The 24,892-nt window shown below is 62.8% G+C and carries 32 protein-coding genes; 20 read left to right on the plus strand and 12 right to left on the minus strand.

What is annotated here, in order from left to right; genetic code table 11:
- The first annotated feature begins 92 nt into the window (after positions 1–92).
- Positions 93–1,727 carry an ABC transporter ATP-binding protein gene (locus D1012_RS06150; protein ID WP_118150446.1) on the plus strand — a complete coding sequence of 545 codons (1,635 nt, stop codon included), beginning with the start codon at positions 93–95 and terminating at the stop codon, positions 1,725–1,727.
- A gap of 89 nt (positions 1,728–1,816) precedes the next feature.
- Here the strand turns inward: D1012_RS06150 and D1012_RS06155 are convergent, their stop codons facing one another.
- The 5 genes from D1012_RS06155 to D1012_RS06175 form a co-directional block, all read right to left on the minus strand.
- Entirely contained in the window at positions 1,817–2,563 is a 747-nt protein-coding gene (locus tag D1012_RS06155; RefSeq protein ID WP_118150447.1) for a class II aldolase and adducin N-terminal domain-containing protein, read from the minus strand.
- Positions 2,560–3,462, minus strand: a complete 903-nt coding sequence (locus D1012_RS06160) for an alpha/beta hydrolase fold domain-containing protein (protein WP_118150591.1) — start codon at positions 3,460–3,462, stop codon at positions 2,560–2,562. The genes D1012_RS06155 and D1012_RS06160 overlap by 4 nt, the downstream gene beginning before the upstream one ends.
- Positions 3,463–4,173: 711 nt before the next feature.
- Positions 4,174–4,380 carry a cold-shock protein gene (locus tag D1012_RS06165; RefSeq protein ID WP_100197370.1) on the minus strand — a complete coding sequence of 69 codons (207 nt, stop codon included), beginning with the start codon at positions 4,378–4,380 and terminating at the stop codon, positions 4,174–4,176.
- Between the two features lie 173 nt (positions 4,381–4,553).
- Positions 4,554–4,769, minus strand: coding sequence for a hypothetical protein (locus D1012_RS06170; RefSeq protein WP_118150448.1), 216 nt, complete (start codon positions 4,767–4,769; stop codon positions 4,554–4,556).
- 109 nt (positions 4,770–4,878) lie between these two features.
- Positions 4,879–5,763 carry a LysR family transcriptional regulator gene (locus tag D1012_RS06175; RefSeq protein WP_118150449.1) on the minus strand — a complete coding sequence of 295 codons (885 nt, stop codon included), beginning with the start codon at positions 5,761–5,763 and terminating at the stop codon, positions 4,879–4,881.
- Positions 5,764–5,979: 216 nt separating this feature from the next.
- On the opposite strand from D1012_RS06175, the gene D1012_RS06180 reads away from it, so the two are divergent.
- The 11 genes from D1012_RS06180 (at position 5,980) to D1012_RS06230 (ending at position 13,757) form a co-directional block, all read left to right on the plus strand.
- Positions 5,980–6,492, plus strand: coding sequence for a hypothetical protein (locus D1012_RS06180; protein WP_147335628.1), 513 nt, complete (start codon positions 5,980–5,982; stop codon positions 6,490–6,492).
- Positions 6,493–6,759: 267 nt separating this feature from the next.
- Entirely contained in the window at positions 6,760–8,253 is a 1,494-nt protein-coding gene (ffh, locus tag D1012_RS06185) for a signal recognition particle protein (protein WP_118150451.1), read from the plus strand.
- Positions 8,250–8,756 carry a GNAT family N-acetyltransferase gene (locus D1012_RS06190; RefSeq protein WP_118150452.1) on the plus strand — a complete coding sequence of 169 codons (507 nt, stop codon included), beginning with the start codon at positions 8,250–8,252 and terminating at the stop codon, positions 8,754–8,756. Before ffh ends, D1012_RS06190 begins: the two co-directional genes overlap by 4 nt.
- Positions 8,753–9,049 (plus strand): chorismate mutase, encoded by a 297-nt coding sequence (locus D1012_RS06195; RefSeq protein WP_118150453.1) that lies wholly within the window; start codon positions 8,753–8,755, stop codon positions 9,047–9,049. Before D1012_RS06190 ends, D1012_RS06195 begins: the two co-directional genes overlap by 4 nt.
- 57 nt (positions 9,050–9,106) lie before the next feature.
- Positions 9,107–9,460 carry a 30S ribosomal protein S16 gene (gene rpsP, locus D1012_RS06200; protein ID WP_118150454.1) on the plus strand — a complete coding sequence of 118 codons (354 nt, stop codon included), beginning with the start codon at positions 9,107–9,109 and terminating at the stop codon, positions 9,458–9,460.
- Positions 9,461–9,511: 51 nt separating this feature from the next.
- Positions 9,512–10,024 (plus strand): ribosome maturation factor RimM, encoded by a 513-nt coding sequence (gene rimM, locus D1012_RS06205; RefSeq protein ID WP_233517025.1) that lies wholly within the window; start codon positions 9,512–9,514, stop codon positions 10,022–10,024.
- A 46-nt stretch (positions 10,025–10,070) separates the two neighbouring features.
- Positions 10,071–10,988 carry a hypothetical protein gene (locus D1012_RS06210; protein ID WP_158569235.1) on the plus strand — a complete coding sequence of 306 codons (918 nt, stop codon included), beginning with the start codon at positions 10,071–10,073 and terminating at the stop codon, positions 10,986–10,988.
- Between the two features lie 48 nt (positions 10,989–11,036).
- A complete protein-coding gene (trmD, locus tag D1012_RS06215) occupies positions 11,037–11,882 on the plus strand; it encodes a tRNA (guanosine(37)-N1)-methyltransferase TrmD (RefSeq protein ID WP_118150457.1) in 846 nt (281 codons plus the stop codon).
- 264 nt (positions 11,883–12,146) lie between these two features.
- A complete protein-coding gene (gene rplS, locus D1012_RS06220) occupies positions 12,147–12,521 on the plus strand; it encodes a 50S ribosomal protein L19 (protein WP_118150592.1) in 375 nt (124 codons plus the stop codon).
- A gap of 11 nt (positions 12,522–12,532) precedes the next feature.
- Positions 12,533–12,754 (plus strand): 50S ribosomal protein L31, encoded by a 222-nt coding sequence (gene rpmE, locus D1012_RS06225; RefSeq protein WP_103332505.1) that lies wholly within the window; start codon positions 12,533–12,535, stop codon positions 12,752–12,754.
- Positions 12,755–12,947: 193 nt separating this feature from the next.
- Complete coding sequence (locus D1012_RS06230) at positions 12,948–13,757, plus strand: division plane positioning ATPase MipZ (protein WP_118150458.1); 810 nt, start codon at positions 12,948–12,950, stop codon at positions 13,755–13,757.
- Here D1012_RS06230 and D1012_RS22615 read toward each other — a convergent pair.
- The gene (locus D1012_RS22615) at positions 13,741–13,893 is read right to left on the minus strand and encodes a hypothetical protein (protein ID WP_158569237.1); all 153 of its coding nucleotides are present in this window, start codon (positions 13,891–13,893) and stop codon (positions 13,741–13,743) included. The genes D1012_RS06230 and D1012_RS22615 overlap by 17 nt on opposite strands.
- Positions 13,894–14,084: 191 nt before the next feature.
- Here D1012_RS22615 and D1012_RS06235 point away from each other — a divergent pair, with 191 nt between their 5' ends.
- Complete coding sequence (locus D1012_RS06235) at positions 14,085–15,593, plus strand: malonate--CoA ligase (RefSeq protein WP_118150459.1); 1,509 nt, start codon at positions 14,085–14,087, stop codon at positions 15,591–15,593.
- A 24-nt stretch (positions 15,594–15,617) separates the two neighbouring features.
- Here the strand turns inward: D1012_RS06235 and D1012_RS06240 are convergent, their stop codons facing one another.
- The gene (locus D1012_RS06240) at positions 15,618–15,995 is read right to left on the minus strand and encodes an ArsR/SmtB family transcription factor (protein WP_118150460.1); all 378 of its coding nucleotides are present in this window, start codon (positions 15,993–15,995) and stop codon (positions 15,618–15,620) included.
- 260 nt (positions 15,996–16,255) lie between these two features.
- Between D1012_RS06240 and D1012_RS06245 the strand changes: the two genes are divergently transcribed.
- The 5 genes from D1012_RS06245 (at position 16,256) to D1012_RS06265 (ending at position 18,856) form a co-directional block, all read left to right on the plus strand.
- Positions 16,256–16,594 (plus strand): AtpZ/AtpI family protein, encoded by a 339-nt coding sequence (locus D1012_RS06245; RefSeq protein ID WP_233517026.1) that lies wholly within the window; start codon positions 16,256–16,258, stop codon positions 16,592–16,594.
- On the plus strand, positions 16,587–17,351 hold the full coding sequence (locus tag D1012_RS06250; protein WP_118150461.1) for a F0F1 ATP synthase subunit A: 765 nt from the start codon (positions 16,587–16,589) through the stop codon (positions 17,349–17,351). Before D1012_RS06245 ends, D1012_RS06250 begins: the two co-directional genes overlap by 8 nt.
- 50 nt (positions 17,352–17,401) lie before the next feature.
- Complete coding sequence (locus tag D1012_RS06255; protein WP_118150462.1) at positions 17,402–17,641, plus strand: F0F1 ATP synthase subunit C; 240 nt, start codon at positions 17,402–17,404, stop codon at positions 17,639–17,641.
- Positions 17,642–17,724: 83 nt separating this feature from the next.
- Entirely contained in the window at positions 17,725–18,294 is a 570-nt protein-coding gene (locus tag D1012_RS06260; RefSeq protein ID WP_118150594.1) for a F0F1 ATP synthase subunit B', read from the plus strand.
- Between the two features lie 4 nt (positions 18,295–18,298).
- Positions 18,299–18,856, plus strand: coding sequence for a F0F1 ATP synthase subunit B (locus D1012_RS06265; protein WP_118150463.1), 558 nt, complete (start codon positions 18,299–18,301; stop codon positions 18,854–18,856).
- Positions 18,857–18,908: 52 nt separating this feature from the next.
- Here D1012_RS06265 and D1012_RS06270 read toward each other — a convergent pair whose 3' ends face one another.
- The 3 genes from D1012_RS06270 to D1012_RS06280 form a co-directional block, all read right to left on the minus strand.
- Positions 18,909–19,679: a FadR/GntR family transcriptional regulator gene (locus tag D1012_RS06270; protein ID WP_118150595.1), complete on the minus strand. Its 771-nt coding sequence runs from the start codon at positions 19,677–19,679 to the stop codon at positions 18,909–18,911.
- A gap of 136 nt (positions 19,680–19,815) precedes the next feature.
- The gene (locus D1012_RS06275) at positions 19,816–20,472 is read right to left on the minus strand and encodes a YiaD family glycine zipper/OmpA-like lipoprotein (RefSeq protein WP_118150464.1); all 657 of its coding nucleotides are present in this window, start codon (positions 20,470–20,472) and stop codon (positions 19,816–19,818) included.
- Positions 20,473–20,589: 117 nt separating this feature from the next.
- Complete coding sequence (locus tag D1012_RS06280; protein ID WP_118150465.1) at positions 20,590–21,450, minus strand: methylated-DNA--[protein]-cysteine S-methyltransferase; 861 nt, start codon at positions 21,448–21,450, stop codon at positions 20,590–20,592.
- A gap of 108 nt (positions 21,451–21,558) precedes the next feature.
- On the opposite strand from D1012_RS06280, the gene nth reads away from it, so the two are divergent.
- Complete coding sequence (nth, locus tag D1012_RS06285; protein ID WP_118150466.1) at positions 21,559–22,203, plus strand: endonuclease III; 645 nt, start codon at positions 21,559–21,561, stop codon at positions 22,201–22,203.
- Entirely contained in the window at positions 22,200–23,183 is a 984-nt protein-coding gene (locus D1012_RS06290; RefSeq protein ID WP_118150467.1) for an adenosine kinase, read from the plus strand. The genes nth and D1012_RS06290 overlap by 4 nt, the downstream gene beginning before the upstream one ends.
- Here D1012_RS06290 and D1012_RS06295 read toward each other — a convergent pair.
- Positions 23,116–23,883 (minus strand): hypothetical protein, encoded by a 768-nt coding sequence (locus tag D1012_RS06295; RefSeq protein WP_118150468.1) that lies wholly within the window; start codon positions 23,881–23,883, stop codon positions 23,116–23,118. The two genes, D1012_RS06290 and D1012_RS06295, sit on opposite strands and share 68 nt — an antisense overlap.
- 63 nt (positions 23,884–23,946) lie before the next feature.
- Positions 23,947–24,765: a sulfotransferase family protein gene (locus D1012_RS06300; RefSeq protein ID WP_118150596.1), complete on the minus strand. Its 819-nt coding sequence runs from the start codon at positions 24,763–24,765 to the stop codon at positions 23,947–23,949.
- Between the last annotated feature and the right edge of the window lie 127 nt (positions 24,766–24,892).

The following is a 24,892-nucleotide window of genomic DNA, read 5'->3' on the forward strand; positions in this document are numbered from 1 at the left end:
GATCGTATGCGCGGCTGATGCCCCCGGGGGGCTTCGCGCCCCCCGGACCCCCTGCGGAGTATTTGGGAAAGCAGCAATTCAGGAGGCCCGGAATGGCTGAGATGCTTTTGGAGATCCGCAATCTGCGGATCGAGGCCACCTCATATCCGCCGGGCGAGCCACCGCGTGATGTGGTGCTGGTCGATGATGTCTCTGTCTCGGTGGCAAAGGGCCGGGTGCTGGGGCTGATCGGTGAATCCGGGGCGGGGAAATCGACCATCGGGCTGTCGTCGATGGCGTATGGCCGGGGTGGGGTGCGGCTGACCGGCGGGACGATTACCCTGAACGGGCGCGATATTCGGCTGGTTGATGCGCGGGCACTTCGCGCCTTGCGCGGGCGCGAGGTGACCTATGTGGCGCAATCGGCGGCGGCGGCGTTCAACCCGGCGATCCAGCTGATGGATCAGGTGATCGAGACCTGCCTGTTGCACAAGGTGATGGGACGGGCCGAAGCCGAGGCCCGCGCGGTGATGCTGTTTGGCAAGCTGGGCCTGCCCAACCCGGAAAGCTTTGGCAAACGCTATCCGCATCAGGTCTCGGGCGGGCAGTTGCAGCGCGCGATGACGGCGATGGCGCTGTGCCCGAAGCCCGATCTGGTGATCTTTGACGAGCCGACCACGGCGCTGGATGTGACCACCCAGATCGAGGTGCTGGCCGCGATCAAAGAGGCGATCCACGATACCGGAGTCGCGGCGCTGTACATCACGCATGACCTTGCCGTGGTGGCGCAGGTGGCGGATGACATTCTGGTGCTGCGTCATGGCAAGCGGGTGGAATATGGCGCGACCGAACAGATCATCACCGCGCCGGGCGAGCCCTATACGCAGGCGCTGGTCTCGGTCCGGTCGATCGAGCATGTCGAAAAGACTGACGCGCCTGCGGTGCTGCAAATCCAGAATGTGACGGCGCGCTATCAGGGCACCAAGTTTGATGTGCTCAAGAACATCACGCTGGACCTGCCTGCGGGGCAGACCTTGGCTGTGGTCGGAGAAAGCGGGTCGGGCAAATCGACGCTGGCGCGTGTGATCACCGGGCTGTTGCCGCCGGGGCAGGGGCGTATCCGCTTTGCCGGGCGCGAGCTGGCCCCGGCACTGGCTGCGCGGACACGCGATGATCTGCGCGAGGTGCAGATGATCTATCAGATGGCCGACACTGCGATGAATCCGCGTCAGACGGTGGGCACCATCATCGGGCGGCCGCTGGAGTTTTACTTTGGCCTGAAGGGCGAGGCAAAGCGCAAACGGATTCAGGAGTTGCTGGACCAGATCGAGATGGGCAAGGGCTTTATCGACCGCTACCCGGCAGAGCTGTCGGGCGGGCAAAAGCAGCGGGTCTGCATCGCCCGCGCGCTTGCGGCCAAGCCCAAGCTGATCATCTGCGACGAGGTGACCTCGGCACTGGACCCGCTGGTGGCGGACGGCATCCTGAAGCTTTTGCTGGCGCTGCAGGCGGCGGAGGGGGTGGCCTATCTGTTCATCACCCATGACCTCGCCACCGTGCGCGCCATCGCGGACCGCATCGCCGTGATGTATCGCGGCGAGGTGCGGCGCTATGGTGCCAAGACCGATGTGCTGGCGCCGCCGTTTGACGATTATACCGCGCTGCTGCTGTCCTCGGTGCCCGAGATGAAGATGGGCTGGCTGGAGGGCGTGCTGGAAGGCCGCAGGATGGCAGCCGCCGGGAACTGAACCTGGGGTTGCTGCTTTGAAAATACTCCCGCGCGGAGCGCATCCGGCGGGAGCAAATCGCGGAGGTTTGTCAGACCCAGCGGAAGGGATCAGCTGGCGTAATCGGGGGCCTCGGCGTCGAGGATGGCCTTGATCTCGCGCAGGTGATTCTCGGCGTAGCCGGGGTAGGTTTCCCATTCCTGCGCGGTTTTTTCGGCGACCTCTTCGGGCAGATGGCGCAGCGGGCGGCCGGTTTGCATGGCGCGGATATAGGTCTCGGCGGCGCGTTCGAAGTAATAGAGCCGGTTGAAGGTTTCGGCGACGGTCCGGCCGGTGACCAGCACGCCATGGTTGCCCATGATCAGCGTGGTGATCTTCGGGTCAGACAGCAGTTGCACGCAGCGGGCGGCCTCATCCTCAAACGCCATGCCGCCGTAGTGGTCATCGACAACGGTGCGGTTGTGGAACATGGCGGTGGTCTGGTCGATGGCAGGCAGGCGGCTGTCGGCGAGGCTGGCCAGCACGGTGGCGTGGATGGAATGGACGTGCATGGCGCAGGCGGCATGCGGGCAGGCGCGGTGCAAGGCACCGTGCAGGCCCCAGGCGGTGGGGTCGGGGGCGTCGGGGCGGTCCATGGTGGCGGGATCGTTGGCGTCGATCTCGATCAGGCTGCTGGCGGTGATGCGGCTGAAATGGCGACCGGCGGGATTGATCAGGAAACGCGCGCCATCGTCGCTGACCGCGAGGCTGAAGTGGTTGGCGACCGCTTCGTGCATGTTGAGCCGCGCGGTCCAGCGGAAGGCGGCGGCCAGATCGGTGCGCTCGGTCCAGTGGGTCTGGTTGGGCAGGTCTTTCATGGCATGTCTCCAAAGGGCCAGCGGCGCTGTGCAAAGGCCGCGAGGGTGGATGTGATCCGCGCAAAGCTGGCGCGGGCGCGCGGCACGGTGTGACGGGCGCGCAGATAGCCGTGGACGAGACCGGGTTCGGTGACGGTCTGGGCGCGGCCCCCTGCGGCGATGATGCGGGCGGCATAGTCGGCGGCGTCATCGGCCAGCGGATCGCATTCGGCGGCGAGGGTCAGGGTGGGGGGCAGGCCGGTGAAATCGGTTGCGGCAAGCGGGTTGGCGGTGGGGTCATCCGGCGCTGCGCCCCGGATGCGGGCGTAGAAGGCCACGTCTTCGGCTGTGAGCATCGGGGCGTTGGCGTGGCGCTGGTGGCTGGCACCATGCCCGCCGAGACCGGGATAGATCAGCACCTGACCCAGCAGGCGCGGGTCGCGCAGGGTGGCTGCGACGGCGGCGGCCAGAGCGCCCCCGGCGCTGTCACCGGCCAGCAGGATCGGGCCGGGGGTGGCGCGGGCGACGGCGAGGCAATCGTCATAAGCGGCGGGATGCGGGTGTTCGGGGCAGAGCCGGTAATCGACGGCCAGCACGGTCAGCCCGGTGGCGGCGCGAATTTCAGCGCAGACATCATCATGGCTGTGCAGGCCGCCGACGACAAAACCGCCGCCGTGAAAATAGATCACCACCGGATTGCGCCCCGGATAGCGGCGGCAGGGCACGCCGGCCACCGTCTCGTCCTGCGCGGTCACGCCGGGCGGGGTGCCGGCATGGAAGCTGCGGCACATGGCATCATAGACCGCACGCTGACCGGCGATGCTTTGGCTGGCGGTGTCGGGGGGGTAGGCAGCTTCGGTCGCGCGGATAAAGGCCCATGTCGCGGGGTCGATAAGGCTTTGGTAATGCGGCGGGTGCATCATCATGGGGTCAGGATTGCTTGACATGGGGCAACTGTGGCGCGCTGCGCTGCAGGTCACAAGGGAAATTGCCGGATGCCGCGCCGCAATCGGGCCCAAGCGCGGCAGACCGCTGACGAGGGGCATTGCGGCATGGAGATGATCACTCCCTTTGCACTGACGCGGCAGGCATTGGTTGGGCGGGGTGTATCAGTTCTGCTGGTTTCGGGCGTTGCCGGGGGTGGGCTGCCCGCCCGCCGCCTTTCCGCTATGGGCGCGGAGGTTACGGTTCAGGACTGTCTGGGTCAGGCGCTTGACCGTTTGCTGGGGGATTGGTCAGACGGGCGGCCTGCCATCGGTATGCTGGTGATTGACTGTGATCATGCGGGCGGAATCGTTGCCGGGCAGCAGGCCTTTGACTGTCTGGCTCAGGCCGGATTGCGGATGCCTGTCATCCTGATCTGCTCAACCTGTCCGGAGCAGACTTTTCCGGTCGGATGGGAGGCGCCCTGTCATTTGCGCGCGCCGGTGTCGTCGGTGGCGCTGCGGATCGTGTTCGAGGGGTTTACGCGATCATCAGGCCAGACCGGATGCCCCCCGCCGGTTTCATCGTTTTGCGGGCCTGTGCCAGATGTGGCTGCGTTCTGTTGGCCTGAAAAAGGGCGCAGCCGGGACGGTGCGCCCTTTCAAAGTCAATGCTTTGGCGATGCAGGGTGTCGCGCGTGGTGTGACTTAAGACAGCGACAGGTTGGTGGCGGATTCGCGACCGTCACGACCGGCTTCGATATCGAAGGTCACGGCCTGACCGTCCTTCAGTCCGCGCAGACCGGCGCGTTCCAGTGCGGTGATGTGGACGAAGACGTCTTTCTTGCCACCCTCGGGGGCGATGAAACCGTAGCCTTTAGTTTCGTTGAACCATTTCACGGTGCCCTTGGCCATCGTGAAGTCTCCTGTAGAAATGTCGCCCGCGGGATTGCGGCGACCCGGCGCAGTCAGCTGATCGTCGATTGCTGTGGCCGTGAGGCGGAGACAGTGGTCGAAATAGATAACGTCGCTCTTCAAATATGAGGTCAGACGCCCAAAAAGGCAAGAATATTTGCGGGAATTGGCTGTCAGACGGGGTGGGCTTCGGCGCTGATCCGATTGGCTCGCGTAAGGGCGGCGCGCCGGTTCAGAAGCGAGAGGGAGAGGCCCAGAACAACGACCGTCAGACCTGCGCCGGACCAGATCGCAAGCGCGAGCATGAGGCTGGCATCCAGCAGGATCAGCGAGGCGATTGCCGATGCGAAGCCAAAGACGCCACCTGCAAGAATGAAAATCGCGGCCATCAGATCCTCCTGTTATTGCACGATCAGAGTTGCGCGTGATTCGGGCGCAAATGTGACATGCGGCTGACCGCGATGTGATGCACGGGGGCTGTGGAACCCGGCGGCAAGGTCAGACCGGCCAGGTCTTTGCTGCCTCTTTCAGGTGGGTCAGAAAGGCCTGCACCTTGCGGGTGCGGTGCAGATCGACATGGGTGACGATCCATAGCGGTGCGTCCCATTCTGGGCGCGGCGGCAGGATTTCAACCAGATCGGGATTGGCCGAGGCTTTGTAGACGGCAGAAAAGCCGATGCCTGCACCCTGCAATACCGCCTCTTCCAGAGCGGCGGGTTCGGTGCCGCGAAAGCTGATGGCAGAGGCCGGAACCGTATTGCGCAGCCAGCGGTAGAACGGTGCGCGGGTGGTCTCGCTGTCGACGCAGACAAAGCGGTGATTGGCAAAGTCCGACTCGTCCTTTGGCTGGCCATGGCGGGCGATATAGCCACGGGAGGCGTAAAGCGCGGTCCGGATCGGCGGCAGAGGTTGCGCCACATTGTCGGGCTCTTCGGGGGTGGCCCCGGCGCGGATGGCGACATGGGCCTCGCCATAATCCAGCCGGAACACCCGCATGTCGGTCAGGAAACGCACCTGCACCAGCGGGAAAAGGTCCTGAAACGCGGTCAGCACCGGCACCAGCAGGTCAGCGATGCCGGCAATCGAGGTGATTGTCAGCTCGCCCCCCACCACCTCGCCCTGGCCTTTGATCCGGCTGGACAGCTGTGCGAACTGCTCTTCGGTGGTCTGGGCCACGGTGAGCAGATCCCGCCCGGCCTCGGTCGGGGTGTAGCCGCGCGCATGGCGTTGAAACAGCTTGGTCCCCAGCGTTTTTTCCAGGGCGTCAATGTGGCGGATCACGGTGGCGTGATGCACGCCAAGCACTTCGGCAGCACCGGAAACCGTGCCAAGCCGGGCCACCTGAAACGCGGTTCTGATTTCATCCCAGGCAGGTTGGGCCATAGTAACGGCTCCCTCTTTAATCACGGGCTATCACATAATAGTGCTGTGCGCTGATGCACAGAGTGAGGGCAGAGTTCTGTAATGTAAAGGAAAAATGAAACGCATACCTTCCTCTCACCGAACAAAACACGGGTTGTCGCGAAACTTTCACGGATGCGGCCCCGTTCCATACCTACCCGCTGCACATACGCAGCATCTCGATGAAGGAAGACTAAAATGCGTACTCTGATGATTTCTGCTGCTGCCCTTGCCCTGACCGCTGGCTTTGCTGCGGCCAACCCCGGCACCGACCAGCTGGCCGCTCAGGCCGGTGTTTCGGCAAATGACTATACCCAGACCCAACTGATCCAGCTGCTGCAAGCTCAGCAAGACAATGACGAAGCCCGCGTCCGTTTTATCATGTCGCAAGCCGGTGAAGGTGCCGTGTCGCGCAGTGACATGGGTGCCGGTGTGGCATCGACCGATGCACAACTGGCGGCTGCTGCCGGTGTGGAGCCGGGCCGTTTCACCATCAACGAACTGCAGCTTCTGATCGAGGCAAAGCGGGACAATGACACCCAGATGACTGATTTCATCCTGTCGGGTCAGAACCGCGCCAACGGTAAACCCGCCGAGGTTGTGACTCCCGGTAAAGCGCAGCTGGCGGCTGTGCTGGGTGTTGATGCCTCGCAATACACGTTGACCGAACTGACGGCGCTGTATGACCAAACCGTTGGCAACCGTTCGTAAGACCGGTTGTGGCTACGGGGCGCGCGCGCTCCCCGCGCTTTTCCCCGGATGCCCGAAGGCCCGCACCCCCATGTGCGGGCCTTTGTCTACAGGGCCGCGTGGCTGGCGTGACTTGACTCGCGCGGCGGGTCGGCCTATCAGGCAGTCAATTCCCCCGGAGGCTGTCGCTTCCGGTCCCTTGGCTTTTGCCGGGATCGCCATCTGCCAGCGCGTTGCGCCCGCAGGTGCCCTTGGCCATTGCTGTAACGCCCTTTGCGGGAGACGACCATGTTCGAGAGCCTTTCAGACCGCCTTGGCAGCGTCTTTGATCGCCTGACCAAACAGGGCGCGCTGTCCGAGGCGGATGTGATTGCCGCCCTGCGCGAAGTGCGGGTTGCCCTGCTGGAAGCCGACGTGTCGCTGCCGGTGGCGCGCGATTTCATCAAGCGGGTGCAGGACAAGGCGACCGGGTCGGCGGTGACGAAGTCGATCACGCCGGGGCAGATGGTCGTCAAGATCGTGCATGACGAGCTGATCCGGGTGCTGGCGGGGGATGAACCCGCGGATGCGCTGAAGATCGACAGCCCGCCCGCCGCGATTCTGATGGTGGGTCTGCAAGGCTCGGGCAAGACCACGACCACCGCTAAGCTGGCCAAGCGGTTGAAGGATCGCAATGGCAAGCGGGTGCTGCTGGCGTCTTTGGACACCAACCGGCCGGCCGCGATGGAACAGCTGGCGATCCTGGCCGCTCAGGTCGGCGTGGACAGCTTGCCGATCGTCAAGGGCGAGTCGGCGGTGCAGATCGCACGGCGGGCGAAGACTCAGGCCGCGATGGGCGGTTATGATGTGCTGTTCCTCGATACCGCAGGCCGGTTGCACATTGACGAAGTGCTGATGGACGAAGTGCAGGCGGTGCGCGACATCGCCCAGCCGCGCGAGACGCTGCTGGTGGTCGATGGTCTGACCGGGCAGGATGCGGTGAACGTCGCGGCCGAGTTCGATGGCAAGGTCGGCATTTCCGGCGTGGTCCTGACGCGGATGGACGGCGACGGGCGCGGCGGTGCGGCGCTGTCGATGCGGGCGGTCACCGGCAAGCCGATCCGCTTTGTCGGTCTTGGCGAAAAGATGGACGCGCTGGAGACGTTCGAAGCCGAGCGCGTCGCGGGCCGTATCCTTGGCATGGGCGACATTGTGGCCCTAGTCGAGCGCGCGCAGGAAACGTTTGAGGCTGAGCAGGCCGAGCGCATGGCGCGGCGGTTCTCCAAAGGCTTGTTCAACATGAACGACCTGAAGGGCCAGCTGGAGCAGATGCAGAAAATGGGCGGCATGCAGGGCTTGATGGGCATGCTGCCGGGCATGGGCAAAATGGCAAAGCAGGCCGAAGAGGCTGGCTTTGACGACCGCATGCTGCGCCGTCAGGTCGCGCTGATCAATTCGATGACCAAAAAGGAACGGGCCAACCCGGACCTGCTGGCCGCCAGCCGCAAAAAGCGGATCGCGGCGGGGGCGGGGCTTGAGGTGTCGGAACTGAACCGTCTGCTGAAACAGCACAAGCAGATGGCCGAAATGATGAAGAAGATGGGCAAGGGTGGCGGCATGAAGCAGGCCATCAAGCAGATGATGGGCAAGGGCGGTATGCCTGACCCGAGCAAAATGTCGCCCGCCGAGCTGGAAGCGGCGGCAAAGGGTATGAAAGAGTCGATGGGGCAGGGCGGATTTCCCGGCATGCCGCGCGGCATGAGCCTGCCCTCGGGCCTGTCGGGGCTGATGAAAAAGAAATGACCGCGCCGGTTCTGCATACCCAGCGGCTGACCCTGCGCGCCCCTGTCATGGCCGATTTCCCGGTCTATGCGGCGTTCTGGGCGTCGGAGCGGACCGTCTACATGGGCGGGCCGAAGGATAAGGCGGGCGCGTGGTTCTGGTTTTGCCATGATGTCGCACAATGGGCGCTGCTGGGGCACGGCGGGCTGATGATGGTTCATTCTGCCAGCGGGGAAACCGTGGGACAGGTTGGCCTGAACGGTGGGCCGAAATTCCCCGAGGTTGAGCTGGGCTGGCTGGTCTATCAGGGCCATGCCGGGCAGGGCTATGCCACCGAAGCGGCGGGTGCTTTGCGCGACTGGGCCTTTGCCAGCCTGCCGGTGCCGTCGCTGGTCAGCTATATCGACGCGGACAATGCCGCCTCGATCCGGGTGGCGCAGCGGCTGGGGGCGGTGCTGGATGCAAGTGCCCCGCGCCCTGACCCCGAAGATCTGGTCTGGCGTCATGCCCGGAGGATTTCATGACCGATACTGCCACACGCGCGGCCGAGGTGCTGAAAGAGCATCGCCAGTCGATTGACCGGCTGGATGCGATTTTGGTCTACACGCTGGCCGAGCGGTTCAAGCACACGCAGGCGGTGGGGCGGCTGAAGGCCGAGCATGATCTGCCCCCCAGTGACCCCTCGCGTGAGGCGCGGCAGATCGCACGGCTGGAGCAGCTGTCGCAGGACGCCGACCTAGACCCCGGATTTGCCAAGAAATTCCTGACCTTCATCATCTCCGAAGTCATCAGGCATCACGAAAAACTGCAAAAATAACCCAAACAACGGTGCATGACATCACGCACCCGAAACATACCCTGAAGGAGACTACCCATGGCTGTTAAAATTCGTCTGGCCCGTGGCGGCTCGAAAAAGCGCCCGCACTATTCGATCGTCCTGACCGACTCGCGCAACCCGCGCGATGGCCGTTTTCTGGAAAAGCTGGGCGTGTATGACCCGATGCTGGCCAAGGACGACGAAAAGCGCGTTGTCATGAACCTTGACCGGATCAAGGAACTGTTGGCGACCGGCGCTCAGCCGACCGACCGTGTGGCCCGGTTCCTGGAATCGGCTGGCGTGCTGGACAAGAAAGCCCGCAACAACCCGAAATCGGCAGTTCCCGGTAAGCAGATGGCAGAACGCGCTGCCAAGAAAGCTGCCCGCGCTGAAGCGCCTGCTGAAGAGTGATCAATGTTTGCGTGGCCCCTTTTGGGGGCCGCGCCACTTATGGGATCAGTCATGACCACATCTCCTGAACGTATCTGTGTCGGCTCTATCGCGGGCGCTTTTGGCGTGCAGGGCGAGGTGCGGCTGAAATCCTTTTGCGCGGACCCCGAGGCGATTGCCGGGTATGGGCCGCTGTATACGGCTGATGGCAACCGCTCATTCAGCATCAAGCTGACCCGCCCTGTGGCGGGGGGGCTTGGCGCGCGGATTGCCGGGGTGGCGACCAAGGATCAGGCCGATGCCTTGCGCGGCACCGATCTGTATGTCGACCGCACGCGTCTGCCGTCGCTGCCCGACGATGAGTTCTATCACTCCGACCTGATCGGGCTGGAGATTTATGACACCGGCGGCGTGCTTTTGGGCACATTGCGCGCAGTACACAATCATGGCGCGGGCGATCTGCTGGAGGTCTATGCGCCGACCCGCAAGCAGCCGTTGCTGATCCCCTTTACCAAAGCGGCGGTGCCGACGGTGGATCTGGCGGCGCGGCGCATTGTGGCGGATCTGCCCGAGGGGCTGGACTAAAACCGTAACATTCTGCACCCTGCTGCAAAAAATGGGGCAGGGCAGGATGAACAGGAACACACGATTTTTGATGGTGGCAACGCTGCCTTTGTATCTGGGTCCGCTTCTGGCGGGCCTTTCTGGTTTGGGCTGGTCGGCGATTCCCGTTTTTGTGGCGCTGATGGCGCTTTGGCTGGTGGTGATGCGGCCGCAGGACTGGCCGCGCCGGGTCGCGCTGTGGACACCGGCTGTTGTGCTGGCGGCGGCGGCGCAGGTGGCGATCAATGCGGTGATTGTGGTGATCCTGTTCGGGATTGGCCGCGGCCTTGGCGGTGTGGGCGGATTTGTGCTGCCCTTGCCGCCGCTGGTGCCGGTCGCGCTGTCGTTTCTGTCGATCCCGCTCTCGCGCATGGTCTGGAACCCGGAGACGGCGCAGCAGATGGATCAGTTTCTGGATCAGGCGCTGGACCAGATCCATGCGATCAACCGGGGGGCGCCGCAGGTTGGGGCCGGGGCGGGGGCAGATCCGATGCTGAAGACGCTGCTGGACCTGCCCGACGATGCCGATCCGGTGCTGACGGCAGATGCGATTGCGGCGGCGATGTGCGCGCCCGGTGCGGCGCTGCGGTTGTCGCTGCTGCAGGATGAACTGGACCATGGTTTGGTGCCCCGCAACGGCCTGCGCGAGGGGCTGATCCTGTGGGCGACCGATACGGTGCGCGCTGCGGATGACCGGGTGCATGGAGTGCAGCTGACGGGATTTCTGGCGGCGGGGTTTGACGCGCGGCTGCTGGAGCTGTTTGCGCGGCGGGCGCTGCCCTTGTTACAGGCCCAGCCGGGGCTGTGGTCCTCGTATCCCGATACGGCAGAGATCGGGCTGGCGCTGGAGGACAGCCTGCCCGAAGCCGTGCAGGACAGTCTGCGGGCGCTGGCGGCAGCGGTTGAGGCAGCGACCCCGCCGGAAGAGCGGCTGAGCGAGGCGTGATGCCGGAATCCCTTTGCACGGCGCAGGGGGCTTGGGTATGAGCGAGCCATGTCTGATGAAATTCCCGATGATGCGTCGCTGGCCAAGGCTCCCTCCCGTTCGCACGGGCGACTGTCGGCCAAGCCGGTGCTGCGGCCGCGTGATCTGTTCGACGATGCGCGCGCGGTGCGCGGGGCCTGGCTTGCGCGGGTGATCACGCTGTTTCCGCAGGCCTTTCCGGGCGTGCTGGAACAATCGCTGACCGGCAAGGCGATGGATCTGGGGCTGTGGCGGCTGGAAAGCTATGACCTGCGCCAGTTCGGCATCGGCAAGCATCGCAATGTCGATGACACGCCTGCCGGGGGCGGTGCGGGCATGGTGCTGCGCGCCGATGTGGTGGATGCGGCATTCAATGCAGCGAGTGTCGGGGCCAACCCGGACCGGGCGCGCTGGCCGGTGGTCTATCTGTCACCGCGCGGCAAGCCGTTTGATCAGGCGATGGCCCGGCGCTTTGCGGCATGCGAGGGGCTGACGCTGCTGTGTGGCCGGTTTGAAGGCGTGGACCAGCGGGTGCTGGATCACCACGCGGTCGAAGAGGTCTCGTTGGGGGATTTCGTGCTGACCGGCGGCGAGATCGCGGCGCAGGCGATTCTGGATGCGACCGTCCGGCTGTTGCCCGGCGTGCTGGGCAATGCCGAGAGCATTGAAGAGGAAAGCCATTCCAACGGCTTGCTGGAACATCCGCACTATACGCGCCCCCCGGAATGGGAGGGGCGGGAGATTCCGCCGGTGCTGCTGTCGGGGGATCACGGCAAGATTTCGAAGTGGCGTCGGGCGCAGGCCGAGGCGCTTACGGCAGAGCGGCGGCCGGATATGTGGGCGGCCTGGCAACATGGGCAGAAGCCCCGGAAATAAGGTGGCTCTTGCGCCACGTCTGAACCCTTGACCGGCCCCCCGGCAGACCCTATACGCGGCGGGTCCGGGGTGGAATCGCCCGCGGGCCCGTTCTGCATTCTCCGGCCGCCTTTCTTCGGTGGCAAGACGGCGGTGCAGGCGGATCAGCAAAGCACGTCTGACCTCTGGCGGACTCATCCAGTGTGATGGGGATCCGGTGAAGACCAAGAGCTCTCTGGCTGCCTCACCTCTGCGGACCCACCGCGGGACATGAAAGGACCAGGCATGAACCTGATCGCCCAACTCGAAGCCGAGCAGATTGCTGCGCTTGGCAAGACCATCCCGGATTTCAAGGCCGGAGACACCGTTCGCGTCGGTTACAAAGTGACCGAAGGCACCCGGTCGCGGATTCAGAACTACGAAGGCGTCTGCATTGCCCGTCAGGGCGGCATGACGATTTCTGCGTCGTTCACCGTGCGCAAGATCTCGTTCGGCGAAGGCGTGGAACGTGTGTTCCCGCTGTATTCGACCAACATCGACTCGATTGATGTGGTGCGTCGCGGCAAAGTCCGTCGCGCCAAGCTGTATTACCTGCGTACCCGTCGCGGGAAATCGGCACGTATCTCGGAAGATACGACCTATAAACCGAAATCTGAATAAGGATCGGACCGATGAAAGAAGGCATTCACCCCGACTATCACTTCATCACCGTGAAGATGACCGACGGTTCGACCTATCAGACCCGCTCGACCTATGGCAAAGATGGCGACAGCCTCGCGCTGGACATCGATCCTCTGGCACACCCGGCATGGACCGGCGGCAATGCCAAGCTGATGGACACCGGCGGCCGTGTGTCGAAGTTCAAGAACAAATACGCCGGTCTGGGTTTCTGATCCAAACGACCTGGTGTTACGGAACAGCCCCGCTTTTGCGGGGCTTTTTCTTTGTCCGCAGCGGGGCGACTGATCCGGCTGACGCGCGGCTGACACAATGGCCCGGCTGTACAGGGGCAAGCGTGCCTTCGCGCTTTCCCTTGCGCGGGAACCCGCCTAAAAGGGCGGACAGACCGGAATAAAGGGGCAGGACGTGGCGCATATCATCGTCGTGGGCAATGAAAAGGGCGGGTCGGGCAAATCGACCACCTGCATGCATGTGGCCACAGCGCTGGTGCGGCAAGGGCACCGCGTGGGCGGGCTGGATCTTGACCTGCGGCAGAAATCCTTTGGCCGCTATGTCGAAAACCGCCGGGCCTATCTGGCGCGCAGTGGGCTGACACTGGCCACGCCGGATTATCGTGATCTGCCCGATGTGGATGAGGCGAGTCTGGCGCCGGGAGAAAACCCGTTTGACGCGCGGCTGTCGGCGGCAGTGGCGGCGCTGGATCCGGTGTCGGATTTCATCATCATCGACTGCCCCGGCAGCCATACCCGGCTGTCACAGGTGGCGCACAGTTTGGCTGATACACTGATCACCCCGCTGAATGACAGCTTTGTGGATTTCGACCTGCTGGCGCGGACCGACCCGGAAACCGGCAAGGTCAAAGGCCCGTCGATCTATTCCGAAATGGTGTGGAATGCGCGGCAGTTGCGGGCGCAGGCGGGGCTGAAGCCGATTGACTGGATTGTGCTGCGCAACCGTCTGGGCGCGCAGCAGATGCACAACAAGAAAAAGGTCGGTGCCGCGCTGGAGGAACTTTCCAAGCGGATCGGCTTCCGGGTCTCGCCCGGTTTCTCCGAGCGGGTGATCTTTCGCGAGCTGTTCCCGCGTGGCATCACGCTGTTGGACCTGAAAGATACCGGCGTCGATCAGTTGAACATGTCGAACATCGCGGCGCGGCAGGAAGTGCGCGATCTGATGCGCGAGCTGCGGCTGCCGGGCGTTACGCCGGAGTTCTGAAGAACACGGCGGCCCGTACTTCACGCCGCGAGTCGCGGGTGCCGATCCGGGTCAGCCGGTGGCCAAAAACCTCGGTCGTGTCGGCTTTCGGGGCAAACAGCCCGAGTTTCTGAAGCAGCCTGCGTGCAAAGGTCATGGTCGGCTCCTGGAGGTGTCTGTCGATGTGATGCGGTCAGGATCACCGGCGGTTGCGGCAAAATCGCGGCAGGCTGGGGCCGCAGGCATGGCATTTTGCGCCAGACGGATCGCATTTTAGCAATGTCATGCGACCGGGCTTGAGCCATGCCGGACGCAGTGGCACAAAGAATCACGGTCAGGAGGATCGCCATGCCCAACCCGTTGTTTGATACGCTGTTTGCTCCGCTGACCGGACAGGACCGGCCCTTGCTGCATCTGGCCGATGGGCGTCAGATTTCGGCGGCGGCATTTGCGACGCAGGTCGGCCGGCTGGCGTTGGCCTTGCAGGCGCTGGGGGTGGCACCGGGCGACCGGGTGGCGGTGCAGGTGGCCAAATCGCCCGAGGCGTTGGCGCTCTATGGGGCGACGGTGGCGGTGGGGGCGGTGTTTCTGCCGCTGAACACCGGCTATACGGCGGCCGAGCTGGATTACTTTGTCGGCAATGCCACGCCTCGGGTCTTCGTCGGCGATCCGGCTGACGCCCCTGCGCTGGCCCCGGTCTGCGCGGCGCATGGCACGCAGCTGCTGGGTCTGTCGGGGCAGGGTGCGGGCAGTCTGATGGCTCTGGCGGCACAGCAGGGGGCAGGCTTTGTGCCGGTGGACCGGGCGGGCGATGATTTGGCGGCGATCCTTTATACCTCGGGCACCACGGGGCGGTCGAAAGGGGCGATGCTCAGCCATGACAACCTGTTGTCGAACGCACAGGTGCTGGCGGATTTGTGGCGGTTCACCGAGCGCGATGTGCTGCTGCATGCGCTGCCGATCTTTCACACCCACGGGCTGTTTGTCGCCTCCAACATCAGTCTTCTGACCGGCGGGCAGATGGTATTTCTGCCGTCCTTTGATCTGGAGCAGGTTATCGCGGCCTTGCCGAACTGCACCGCCATGATGGGGGTGCCGACGTTTTACACAAGGTTGCTGGATGATCGGCGGCTGACGCGCGATCTGGTCGTGCATATGCGGCTGTTCATCTCAGGCTCAGCCCCGCTTTTGTCGGAAACGCACATTCAGTTCGAATCTCGGACCGGAATGCGCATTCTGGAACGCTATGGCATGACAGAAACCAACATGAACACCTCCAACCCCTATGACGGCGAGCGTCGGGCCGGCACGGTGGGAATGCCCCTGCCGGGGGTGGACCTGCGGATCATGGCTGACGGGCGCGAGGTCGCCACAGGCGAGGTGGGTGTGATCGAGGTGCGGGGCCCGAATGTGTTTCAGGGCTATTGGCAGATGCCCGACAAAACCGCCGAGGATCTGCGCGCCGACGGCTGGTTCATCACCGGCGATCTGGCAACCCGCGATGCCGATGGATATGTCACCATTGTCGGCCGCGCCAAGGATCTGGTCATCACCGGCGGCTACAACGTTTATCCCAAAGAGGTGGAGGATCTGCTCGACACCCTGCCTGGCATCACCGAAAGCGCGGTGATCGGCCTGCCGCATCCTGATTTCGGCGAAGCGGTGTTTGCGGTTCTGGTGCGTGCCAAAGATGCGGAGCCGGACCTTGACGGCATCCGTGCCGCTGTCGCGGAGCGGTTGGCAAAGTTCAAGCACCCCAAGGGATATGCTGTGGTCGATGCGCTGCCGCGCAACACGATGGGAAAGGTACAGAAAGCCGGGCTGCGTCAGACCTATGCCCGGACGTTCGCGGGCTGAGCTTCACCCGTCATCTTGGCGAAACTACTCCGGGGTCCGGGGCAGGGCCCCGGGGCTGTCCGCATCCTCTGACGACCCATCTGCCGCCAGTTCACCCTCCAGAAACCGTTCGAACGCGTCCAGATCGACGGGTTCGAACTGGCCAAAGCCCTGCATCCAGACGGTGGCCGCGCGCAGGGCGTCGGGTTCCAGTTTGCACCATATCACCCGCCCGCGCTTTTCGCGGCTGACAAGGCCAGCCTCGGTCAGCACGGTCAGGTGTTTGGAGATTGCGGCGAGGCTCATCTGAAAGGGTTCTGCTACGTCGGTCACCGCCATATCGTCTTCCAGCAGCATCGCCAGAATCGCCCGTCGGGTCGGGTCGGCGAGGGCGGCAAAGACGGTGGAGAGCGGATCGGTCATGGGGCAAACCATGGGCATTGTTTGCCAAAAAGGTCAACCACGCGGTTGAGGGTTTGGCAGGCTGTCGGGGCAGGCCCGGAAAATCAACTGATGAGTTGAATATGAAAATATGATCGGATCGGGGTTTTTGGCGGCCGAGTGGTGCTGCGTGCTATTGGTAAGCATATGAATTAAAAGTAAAAAACTAAATCCCACGCTTGCTTGACTCGGAGCCGATGTGCCATTAGCACCGCCTCAACCATATTCATGGGGGGCAAACCGTGTCCGACCCGCGCAATCCGTCCGATGACGCCCGGTTAAAGGTGTTGGAGGCCCGGATCGCAGCGGCAAAGGCAGCCACGGAACCGGTGCCCCATATGAAGAAAGACTATTCTCAGGCCCAAGTGGCCTGGCGGATGGTCATCGAGCTTGTGGCCGGTCTGGTGATCGGCTTTGGCATCGGATACGGACTGGATACCCTGCTGGGGACCATGCCGATATTCCTGGTGCTGTTTATCGGGTTCGGTCTGGCCGCGGGGGTGAAAACCATGCTGCGGTCGGCGAACGAGTTGCAGGAACGCCGGCTGGCCAAAGACGCAGCCGATCAGAGGGATGACTGAGGTGGAAGAAGACATACACACCAAGGATGGTGATCTGGTGTTCCATCCGATGGACCAGTTCATCGTAAAGCCGCTGTTCGGCGACGGTCCGGTGATGTGGTACACGCCGACCAATGCGACCTTGTGGATGCTGCTGGCGGTGCTGTGCGTCGTGGCGCTGTTCGTGCTGGGCACCCGTGGTCGAGCCGTGATCCCGACCCGGCTGCAGTCGGTTGCCGAAGTGTTTTACGGCTTTATCTACAAGATGGTCGAAGATGTGACCGGCCATGACGGGGTGAAGTACTTCCCCTGGGTCATGACGCTGTTCCTGTTCATCTTTTTCTCGAACATGCTGGCGCTGATCCCGATGTCGTTCTCGCCGACCTCGCAGATTGCCGTCACTGCGGTTCTGGGTTTTGGCGTGTTCTTTGCGGTGACCATCATCGGATTTGTCAAGAACGGCGCGCATTTCCTGGGCCTGTTCTGGATGAAGGACGCGCCGCTGTTCCTGCGCCCGATCATCGCGGTGATCGAAGTGATCTCGTACTTTGTGCGCCCGGTCAGCCATTCCATTCGTCTTGCGGGCAACATCACTGCCGGTCACGCCGTGATCAAGGTGTTTGCCGCTTTTGCCGGGATCGCGCTGATCGCGCCGGCCTCTATCCTCGCGATAACCGCCATCTATGCGCTTGAAGTGCTGGTGGCTGTGATTCAGGCCTACGTCTTTACCATCCTGACCTGTGTTTACCTCAAGGATGCGCTGCATCCGGGGCACTGATACCGGTTCATCTCTCTCAGAAATCCAAATTCCATCGTAAGGAGCATCACATGGAACTCGCAGCAGCAGCCGCACTTGGCAAATTCATCGGCGCCGGCATTGCAGCCATCGGTGCGGGCATCGCCGCAGTCGGCGTGGGCAATGTGGCCGCCAACTACCTGGCAGGCGCACTGCGCAACCCGTCGGCAGCCGCCGGTCAGACCGCGACCCTGTTCATCGGTCTGGCGTTCGCCGAAGCTCTGGGCATCTTTGCCTTCCTCGTCGCCCTCCTGCTGATGTTCGCAGCCTGATCACCCTTTGACGTCTTGCGAAACAGGGGTGCAGCGCGCATGCGTTGCCCCCTTGAGTTTCAAAGGGTCCGATGGAGGACATGATGGCTACTGAAACACTCGCAGAAGGTGTTGCACATGGTGGGGCTGCTGTCAGCTCTTGCCTTGGGCTGAACGGCAGTGCCATCGGCATGCCGCAGCTGTGCACCGACTGGATGCCGAACCAGATCTTCTGGCTTCTGGTTGCGCTGATCGCGATTTACTTCTTTCTGTCGCGGATCGGTCTGCCGCGCATTGGCGCGGTTCTGGCCGAACGTCAGGGCACGATCAGCAATGACATTGCTGCCGCCGAAGAAATGAAGCTGCAGGCGGTTGCCGCCGAGCGGGCCTATACCGATGCGCTGGCGCAGGCGCGGACCGATGCCAACAAGATCGTGGCAGAGGCCAAGGCCGAGATCCAGAAAGATCTGGATGTGGCGCTGGCCCGGGCAGACGCCGAGATTTCGGCAAAATCTGCCGAGTCCGAGGGACGGATTGCGGAAATCCGCGCCGGTGCGATGGCGGCTGTGTCCGAGGTTGCCAAGGATACGGCGCAGGAACTGGTTGCGGCACTGGGTGGCTCACGCGATGCCCGCGCTGTCTCTGCGGCGGTTTCCGCCCGGCTGAAAGGGTAATGCGATGACCAGACTGACCACCATTTTCCTGGCACTGGCGGCAAGCCCTGCGTTTGCAGCAACCGGTCCGTTCTTCAGCCTGCGCAACTCTGATTTCGTGGTGACGATCGCTTTTATCGTCTTCATCGGAATTTTGGTTTACTTCAAGGTTCCGTCCAAGATCACCGGCATGCTTGACGCGCGCGCGGTTCAGATCAAGGCCGATCTGGAAGAGGCTCGCGCCCTGCGCGAAGAGGCAAAGGCTCTGCTGGCGTCGTATGAGCGCAAGCAGAAAGAGGTCAAGGAACAGTCGGAGCGGATCGTTGCCGCGGCCAAGGCCGAAGCAGAGGCCGCCGCGGCGCAGGCCAAGACGGATATGCACCAGTCGATTGCCCGCCGGTTGGCAGCGGCAGAGGAGCAGATTCAGGCGGCCGAAAATTCGGCGGTACGGGCTGTGCGCGAAGAGGCGATTTCGGTTGCTGTCGCCGCCGCTGGTGCAGTGTTGGCCAAACAGATGACGGCCGAGACGGCGCAAGCCTCAATCGACGCCGCCATCCAGCAGGTTGATGCCAAGCTGCACTGATCTGACCCTGAGCGTATAAATGACTAGAAAACCGGCCAATGGGCCGGTTTTTTCATGTCCGGTTCTGTTCGTGCTGAAAGCGTTGTTGGGCAATCGCCTCATTCCGGTCGGCCCTGAGCTGATCCGACAGGGATTGCTCCACATAGGTCAGATGCGCTTCGACCGCGGCACGGGCAGCGACAGGGTCGCGCGCTTGCAGGCCGGTGTTGATGGCGCGGTGTTGATCCAGCAGCAGCTCGCGCGTGGTGCGGTTGCGGAACATCATTTGCCGGTTGTAGAACACCCCCTGCCGCAGCAGATCATACATCGACCGCATCATGTGCAGCATGACCACGTTATGGCTGGATTCGATGATGGCCAGATGGAATTGCGCGTCGAGCGCGGCTTCATCCGTCGGGTCACGTTTGAGATGGGCGGCTTCCATTTTCTGAAAGATCACATCAACGACCTTGAGGTCGGTGTCAGACCCGAGCCGGGCGGCGCGTTCGGCGGCCAGCCCCTCCATGTCGCGGCGAAAGGCGATGTAGTCGAACACCGCCTCGTCATGGGTGGCGAACAGCTGAACCAGCGCGCCGGAAAAGGCAGAGCCGAGGACTTCGGCGACATAGATGCCGGCACCGGCGCGGCTGGACAACAGGCCCCGCGCTTGCAGATCGGCCACCGCATCACGCAAGGAGGGGCGGGAAACGCCCAGGCGGTCAGAGAGTTCGCGTTCCGAAGGCAGCCGCTCACCGGGGCGCAGGATGCCGCGCAGGATCAGTTGCTCGATCTGGCGCACCACCGACTGGGAGAGCTTTTCGGTCTGGATCTTGGTAAAAGGCATGAACGCGGGCACCTGATTGGATTGGTCAGAATCTATGACCGCCGCGCGCAGCACTCAAGGCCAATCTCTGCATCTGAAAACCAACAAAAAAGGACCGCCCCAAGCTGGGGCGGCCCGGTCGGCGATCGCCGGGATGTTACGAGGTCGGGCGGATGAGAATTTCCACGCGGCGGTTTTGCGCGCGACCCTGCGGCGTGGCGTTCGACGCGATGGGCTGATCAAAGCCGCGACCGATATTGGTGATCCGGTTGAACGGAACGCCATTCTGGGTCAGCACGGATGACACAGCCGATGCACGGCGCTGCGACAGATCGTAGTTATAGGCGGCCGAGCCGGTGTTGTCGGTGTGGCCGATCACTTCGATCCGGCTGTTGGGATAGCGGATCAGGCTTTGCGCCACCGATCCCAGATCCGAGCGCAGGTCAGGCCGCAGAGCGGTGCTGTCCACTGCGAACAGCAGATCCTGTGGCAGGTTCACGGTCAGATAGTCGCCGTTGTTGGTCACGGTCACATTCGGGTTGTTGATCGAGCTGCGCAGTTCAGCCGCCTGACGGTCGAGTGTCGCGCCGATGGCACCGCCCGCTGCCGCGCCGATCACGCCGCCGACGACTGCTTTGCGAAAGCTGTCGCTGCCGCCGCCGCTGGCACCAGCAGCAGCGCCAACGAGACCACCCATGATCGCGCCCTGTTGGGTGCGGGCGTTCGGATTGTCGGGATAGGCGTTCGGGTCAACACAAGCGGTCAGCGCCAGAAGCGAAGCCGCGGAGAAAAGAAGGGGGGTCTTAAAGGTCATTTCTGCCGCCTCATGAATACTATGCGTCGCGGGTCAGACCCGCCGACTGCTTGCGCAGTATACCAACGCAATGGCTCACCATACAGTTCCCATCGGGCTTGCGCAAAATTCCGCGCATCACATTGCGGTGTTGGCGGCATCAGCGCGAGCGGATTCATGGGCAAGGATGGCGCGCTTGACCGGGAGACCCCAGTGATAGCCGCCCAAGGCCCCGCTCTTGCGCACCGCGCGGTGGCAGGGGATCAGCAAGCTGATCGGGTTGCGCCCGACGGCGGTGCCGACGGCGCGCACGGCCTTTGGGTGGCCGATGACGGTGGCGATGTCGCTGTAGGTGGTGACATGACCCGAGGGGATGCGCAGCAGGGCTTCCCAGACCTTGATCTGGAACGGCGCGCCGATCAGGAACAGCGGCGTATCGGCATTTTGTCCGGGGCGCGCGCCAAAGGCTTGCAGCACCCATGGTCGTAGCAGGGCGGGATCATGCACGAACTGCGCCTTTGGCCATCGGCTCAGCATGTCGTCTAACGCGGCATCTTCGCCGGTCTCAGAGGCAAAGCCGATACCGCAGATGCCGCGTTCGGTGCCGGTGACGATGGCGCGGCCAAACGGGCTGTCGAACCAGCCGTGCCGGATGGTCAGCCCCTCGCCCGCGCGGGCGAAATCGCCGGGTGTCATCGCCTCCCATGTCAGGAACAGGTCGTGCAACCGGCCAGAGCCTGACAGGCCCGCGCCGTCTGCCGCCGCCAGCGTGGTGTGACGGGTGGCGAGCAGCGATTTGGCGTGGTCGAGTGCCAGATATTGCTGATACCGCTTCGGGCTGACGCCGACCCAGGCCGAGAACACCCGTTGAAAATGCGCCGGGCTCATCCCCATCCGCTGGGCCAGAGCGTCAAGCGTCAGGCCCGGCCCGGCGGCGTCGATCTCGCGGATGGCACGGCCGATGACGTTGTAATGATATTCGGGCGACAGGTCTGACATTGCGGCTCTCCTTGGCCCTTACCCTAAGGCCGGGACCATCGCTTTGCGACCCGTTTCCTGCGGCTTTTCCCGGCTTGCGATGACGCGCGGAGTATGGTGCAAACGCCTATGGTCAGACAGCTTGATTACCACGACATGCGCGCCGTCTTTACCCGGTTCCAGCAGGCGGAGCCGGAGCCGAAGGGCGAGCTGGAGCATGTGAACGCCTTTACGCTGGTGGTGGCGGTGGCGCTGTCGGCGCAGGCGACGGATATAGGGGTGAACAAGGCGACACGGGCGCTGTTTGCCATTGCCGATACGCCCGCCAAGATGCTCGCCATCGGTGAGGAGCGGCTGATGGAGTATATCAAGACCATCGGCCTCTATCGCACCAAGGCCCGGAATGTGATCAAGTTGAGCCAGATTCTGGTGGACCAGTACGGCGGCGAAGTGCCATCAAGCCGGGCGGCGCTGCAATCTTTGCCGGGCGTCGGGCGCAAGACGGCGAATGTGGTGCTGAACATGTGGTTTCATCAACCGGCACAGGCGGTGGATACGCATATCTTTCGCGTCGGCAACCGATCCGGCATCTGCCCCGGCCGCGATGTCGATGTGGTGGAGCGCGCGATTGAGGACAATGTGCCGGCGGAATTTCAGCATCACGCGCATCACTGGCTTATCCTGCATGGTCGGTATATCTGCGTCGCGCGCAAACCCAAATGCGGTATCTGCCCGATCCGGGACTGGTGCCTTTACGAGGATAAAACCGAATGAAAACGTATCAGGTCGTCGGTATCGGCAATGCCATCGTGGATGTCTTTGCCCAGTCGGATGACAGCTTTCTGGAGCTGATGGGCATCGAAAAAGGCATCATGCAGCTGGTGGAGCGTGAGCGCGGCGAATTGCTGTACGCTGCGATGAAAGACCGCAAGCAGGCGCCGGGCGGATCGGTGGCCAATACGTTGGCGGGATTGGGTAATCTGGGGCTGACCACCGGCTTTATCGGGCGGGTGCATGACGATGCGCTTGGCCGGTTCTATGCCAAGGCGATGGATGACAACGGCACCAGCTTTGTGAATGCGCCGGTGCCGGGGGGCGAATTGCCGACCTCGCGCTCGATGATCTTTGTGTCGCCCGATGGCGAGCGGTCGATGAACACCTATCTGGGGATTTCGTCGGAACTTGGCCCCGAGGATGTGGCGGATGAGGTGGCGGGGCAGGCCGAGATCCTGTTCCTTGAGGGTTATCTTTACGACAAGCCCAAGGGGAAACAGGCCTTTGAACGGGCGGCGCAGCTGTGCCGGGCCAATGGCGGCAAAGCGGGCATCGCTCTGTCAGATCCGTTCTGCGTGGACCGGCACCGCGACGGGTTCCGCCGTCTGGTCAAGGAGTTGGACTACGTCATCGGCAACGAGCACGAGTGGGAATCGCTGTACCAGACCGACCTGAGCACCGCGCTGGAACAGGCGGCACAGGATTCGGGGCTGGTGGTCTGCACGCGGTCTGGTCACGATGTCATTCTGGTGCGGGGCGAAGAGCAGGCTGTGGCACCGGTCAAGCGGATCGTGCCCGTCGATGCGACCGGGGCGGGCGATCTGTTCGCCGCAGGGTTTATCTATGGCGTGGCAACGGGGCAGAGCCTTGCCACCTCAGGTCGGATGGGCTGTGTAGCGGCGGCAGAGGTGATCAGCCATTTTGGGGCGCGGCCAGAGGCGGATCTGAAAGCACTGTTCCGGCGTGAAGGGCTGATCTGACGCCAGCCGCATGTAGCCACATTGCGTCGATCCGGTCGATTTCGGCCGGATCAAAACGGTCGGCCTCTTTCCAGTATTTGCCCGAAGGTACAACATAACCCAGCTCTGCCTCACGTTTCAGGGCGGCTTGGGTCAGGCTTGGGTCAAAGGGTTGAGGCTCCCGGGTAAACAGTTTCGTGCGATCTGTGCGGGGAAAGATCAGGCGGCTTTGTGCCGCGTCTGACAGATTCACCACCGCACAACCCGCTTGCGCCGCCAGCACCATGAACCGCGCCGATTTCGCCTCCAGCGAGCGCAGGGTGATGTCGGGGCGCAGAGGGTCAGCCGTGCCGGTGCCGTAGAAATGCGTGTGGCCGGTGGCAGGATAGACCATATCGCAACCGACAAAGCCGATGACATCGGGGCGCAGCGCGCCAAGCGCCCAATAGGCGGCGGTAAAGGCCATGGTGCCGCCCGCATAGACAAAGCCACCGAGCGCGTTTTGCAGCGGGACATAATCGGCCGAGGTCACGATCTGCTGACCGTGGGCGGGGTGTGCGGGCCGCCGCTCCGGCGGAAAGTCATCCGGGTGGATCAGCACATCCCAGTCGGGCCGCACCTGCCAGGCGTTGTTGATGACGACCAAAGTTGCGTTATCCTTGGCCCAGCCTTGTGCCGCCAAAACGCCGGGGCCAGACCCCATGATGATCACTGCCCGCATTGACCGCCCCCATTTCTGCTGCGCAGCAACCTAGGGCAGCCAACCGGCAAAGCCATAGCAAAGTCAGTCGCCCAGCTTGGCGTGAACCTCATCCAGATCAATCTGGCCAATGGGCAGCTTGTTGCCCGGATTGTCGAAATCATATTTGAACAACTGGAAATCGCGTTTGTAGATTTCCCAGACCAGATGCCGCGACAGATCGTCGAAATACTCCTCGACCGGATGCGCGCGTTTCGGGCCGTGTCCTTCGCTTTCGTTGAAGCGGGGAATTTTCTTCAGATCGACCGCGTGCTTGTGCCTGGTCTTGTCCAGCACCACCTGCATGCCGTCGTTGAACATCTCTGTATAAAAGATGTGGTCGTAGCGGCCGCCATTGACGATAAAGGTCGAAATATGGCCCGACATCGCCGACCAGTGAATGTCAGGCTCCATCGGTTTGCGCCAGCGGATGGTGTCGCGGGCAAAGAGCAGAAAACGGCGGAAACTCTTGATCTGGTCAAAGTCGAAATCCGTCTCGGGGCTGCCCACCTCGACCCCGTATTTCTGCGCCAGCTGCGGCACCAGATTGCCGCGATAGCGTTTGCCGTTGCGCTGAATGCCGCAAATCTTGTCAAAGAATGACGACAGGATGCGCTGATAGGGGTTGCGCACGCAGGTAAAGGCAAAGGATTTATGCGCCTTGACGTTGCGCTCGATCAGCGGCTGGCTGTCGTCTTGCGCCCATTTGTGCAAGCCGTTTTTCGAATCGTGAATATCGCCGTCAAAAAACGTGCCATGGTCGGAGTAATACATGATCTGCCCGATTGTCGAACAGGCGCATTTCGGGACCACCCGATACACCATGCTTTCGCTTTCCGTCATCCAGGTGCCGGGAAAACCCATATCAAACTGCTCCATTCCTGCCGGGCTTGGGCGCCCGGTGCATTCTTGCGGCGAGATTTGCAAATAAACTCTGTCGTTTCAACGTGTGATAAAGCTATTTAGAGAAACAGTGACTCAGCCGCCTCGG

Source organism: Pseudotabrizicola alkalilacus, assembly GCF_003443995.1.
Classification (GTDB): domain Bacteria; phylum Pseudomonadota; class Alphaproteobacteria; order Rhodobacterales; family Rhodobacteraceae; genus Pseudotabrizicola; species Pseudotabrizicola alkalilacus.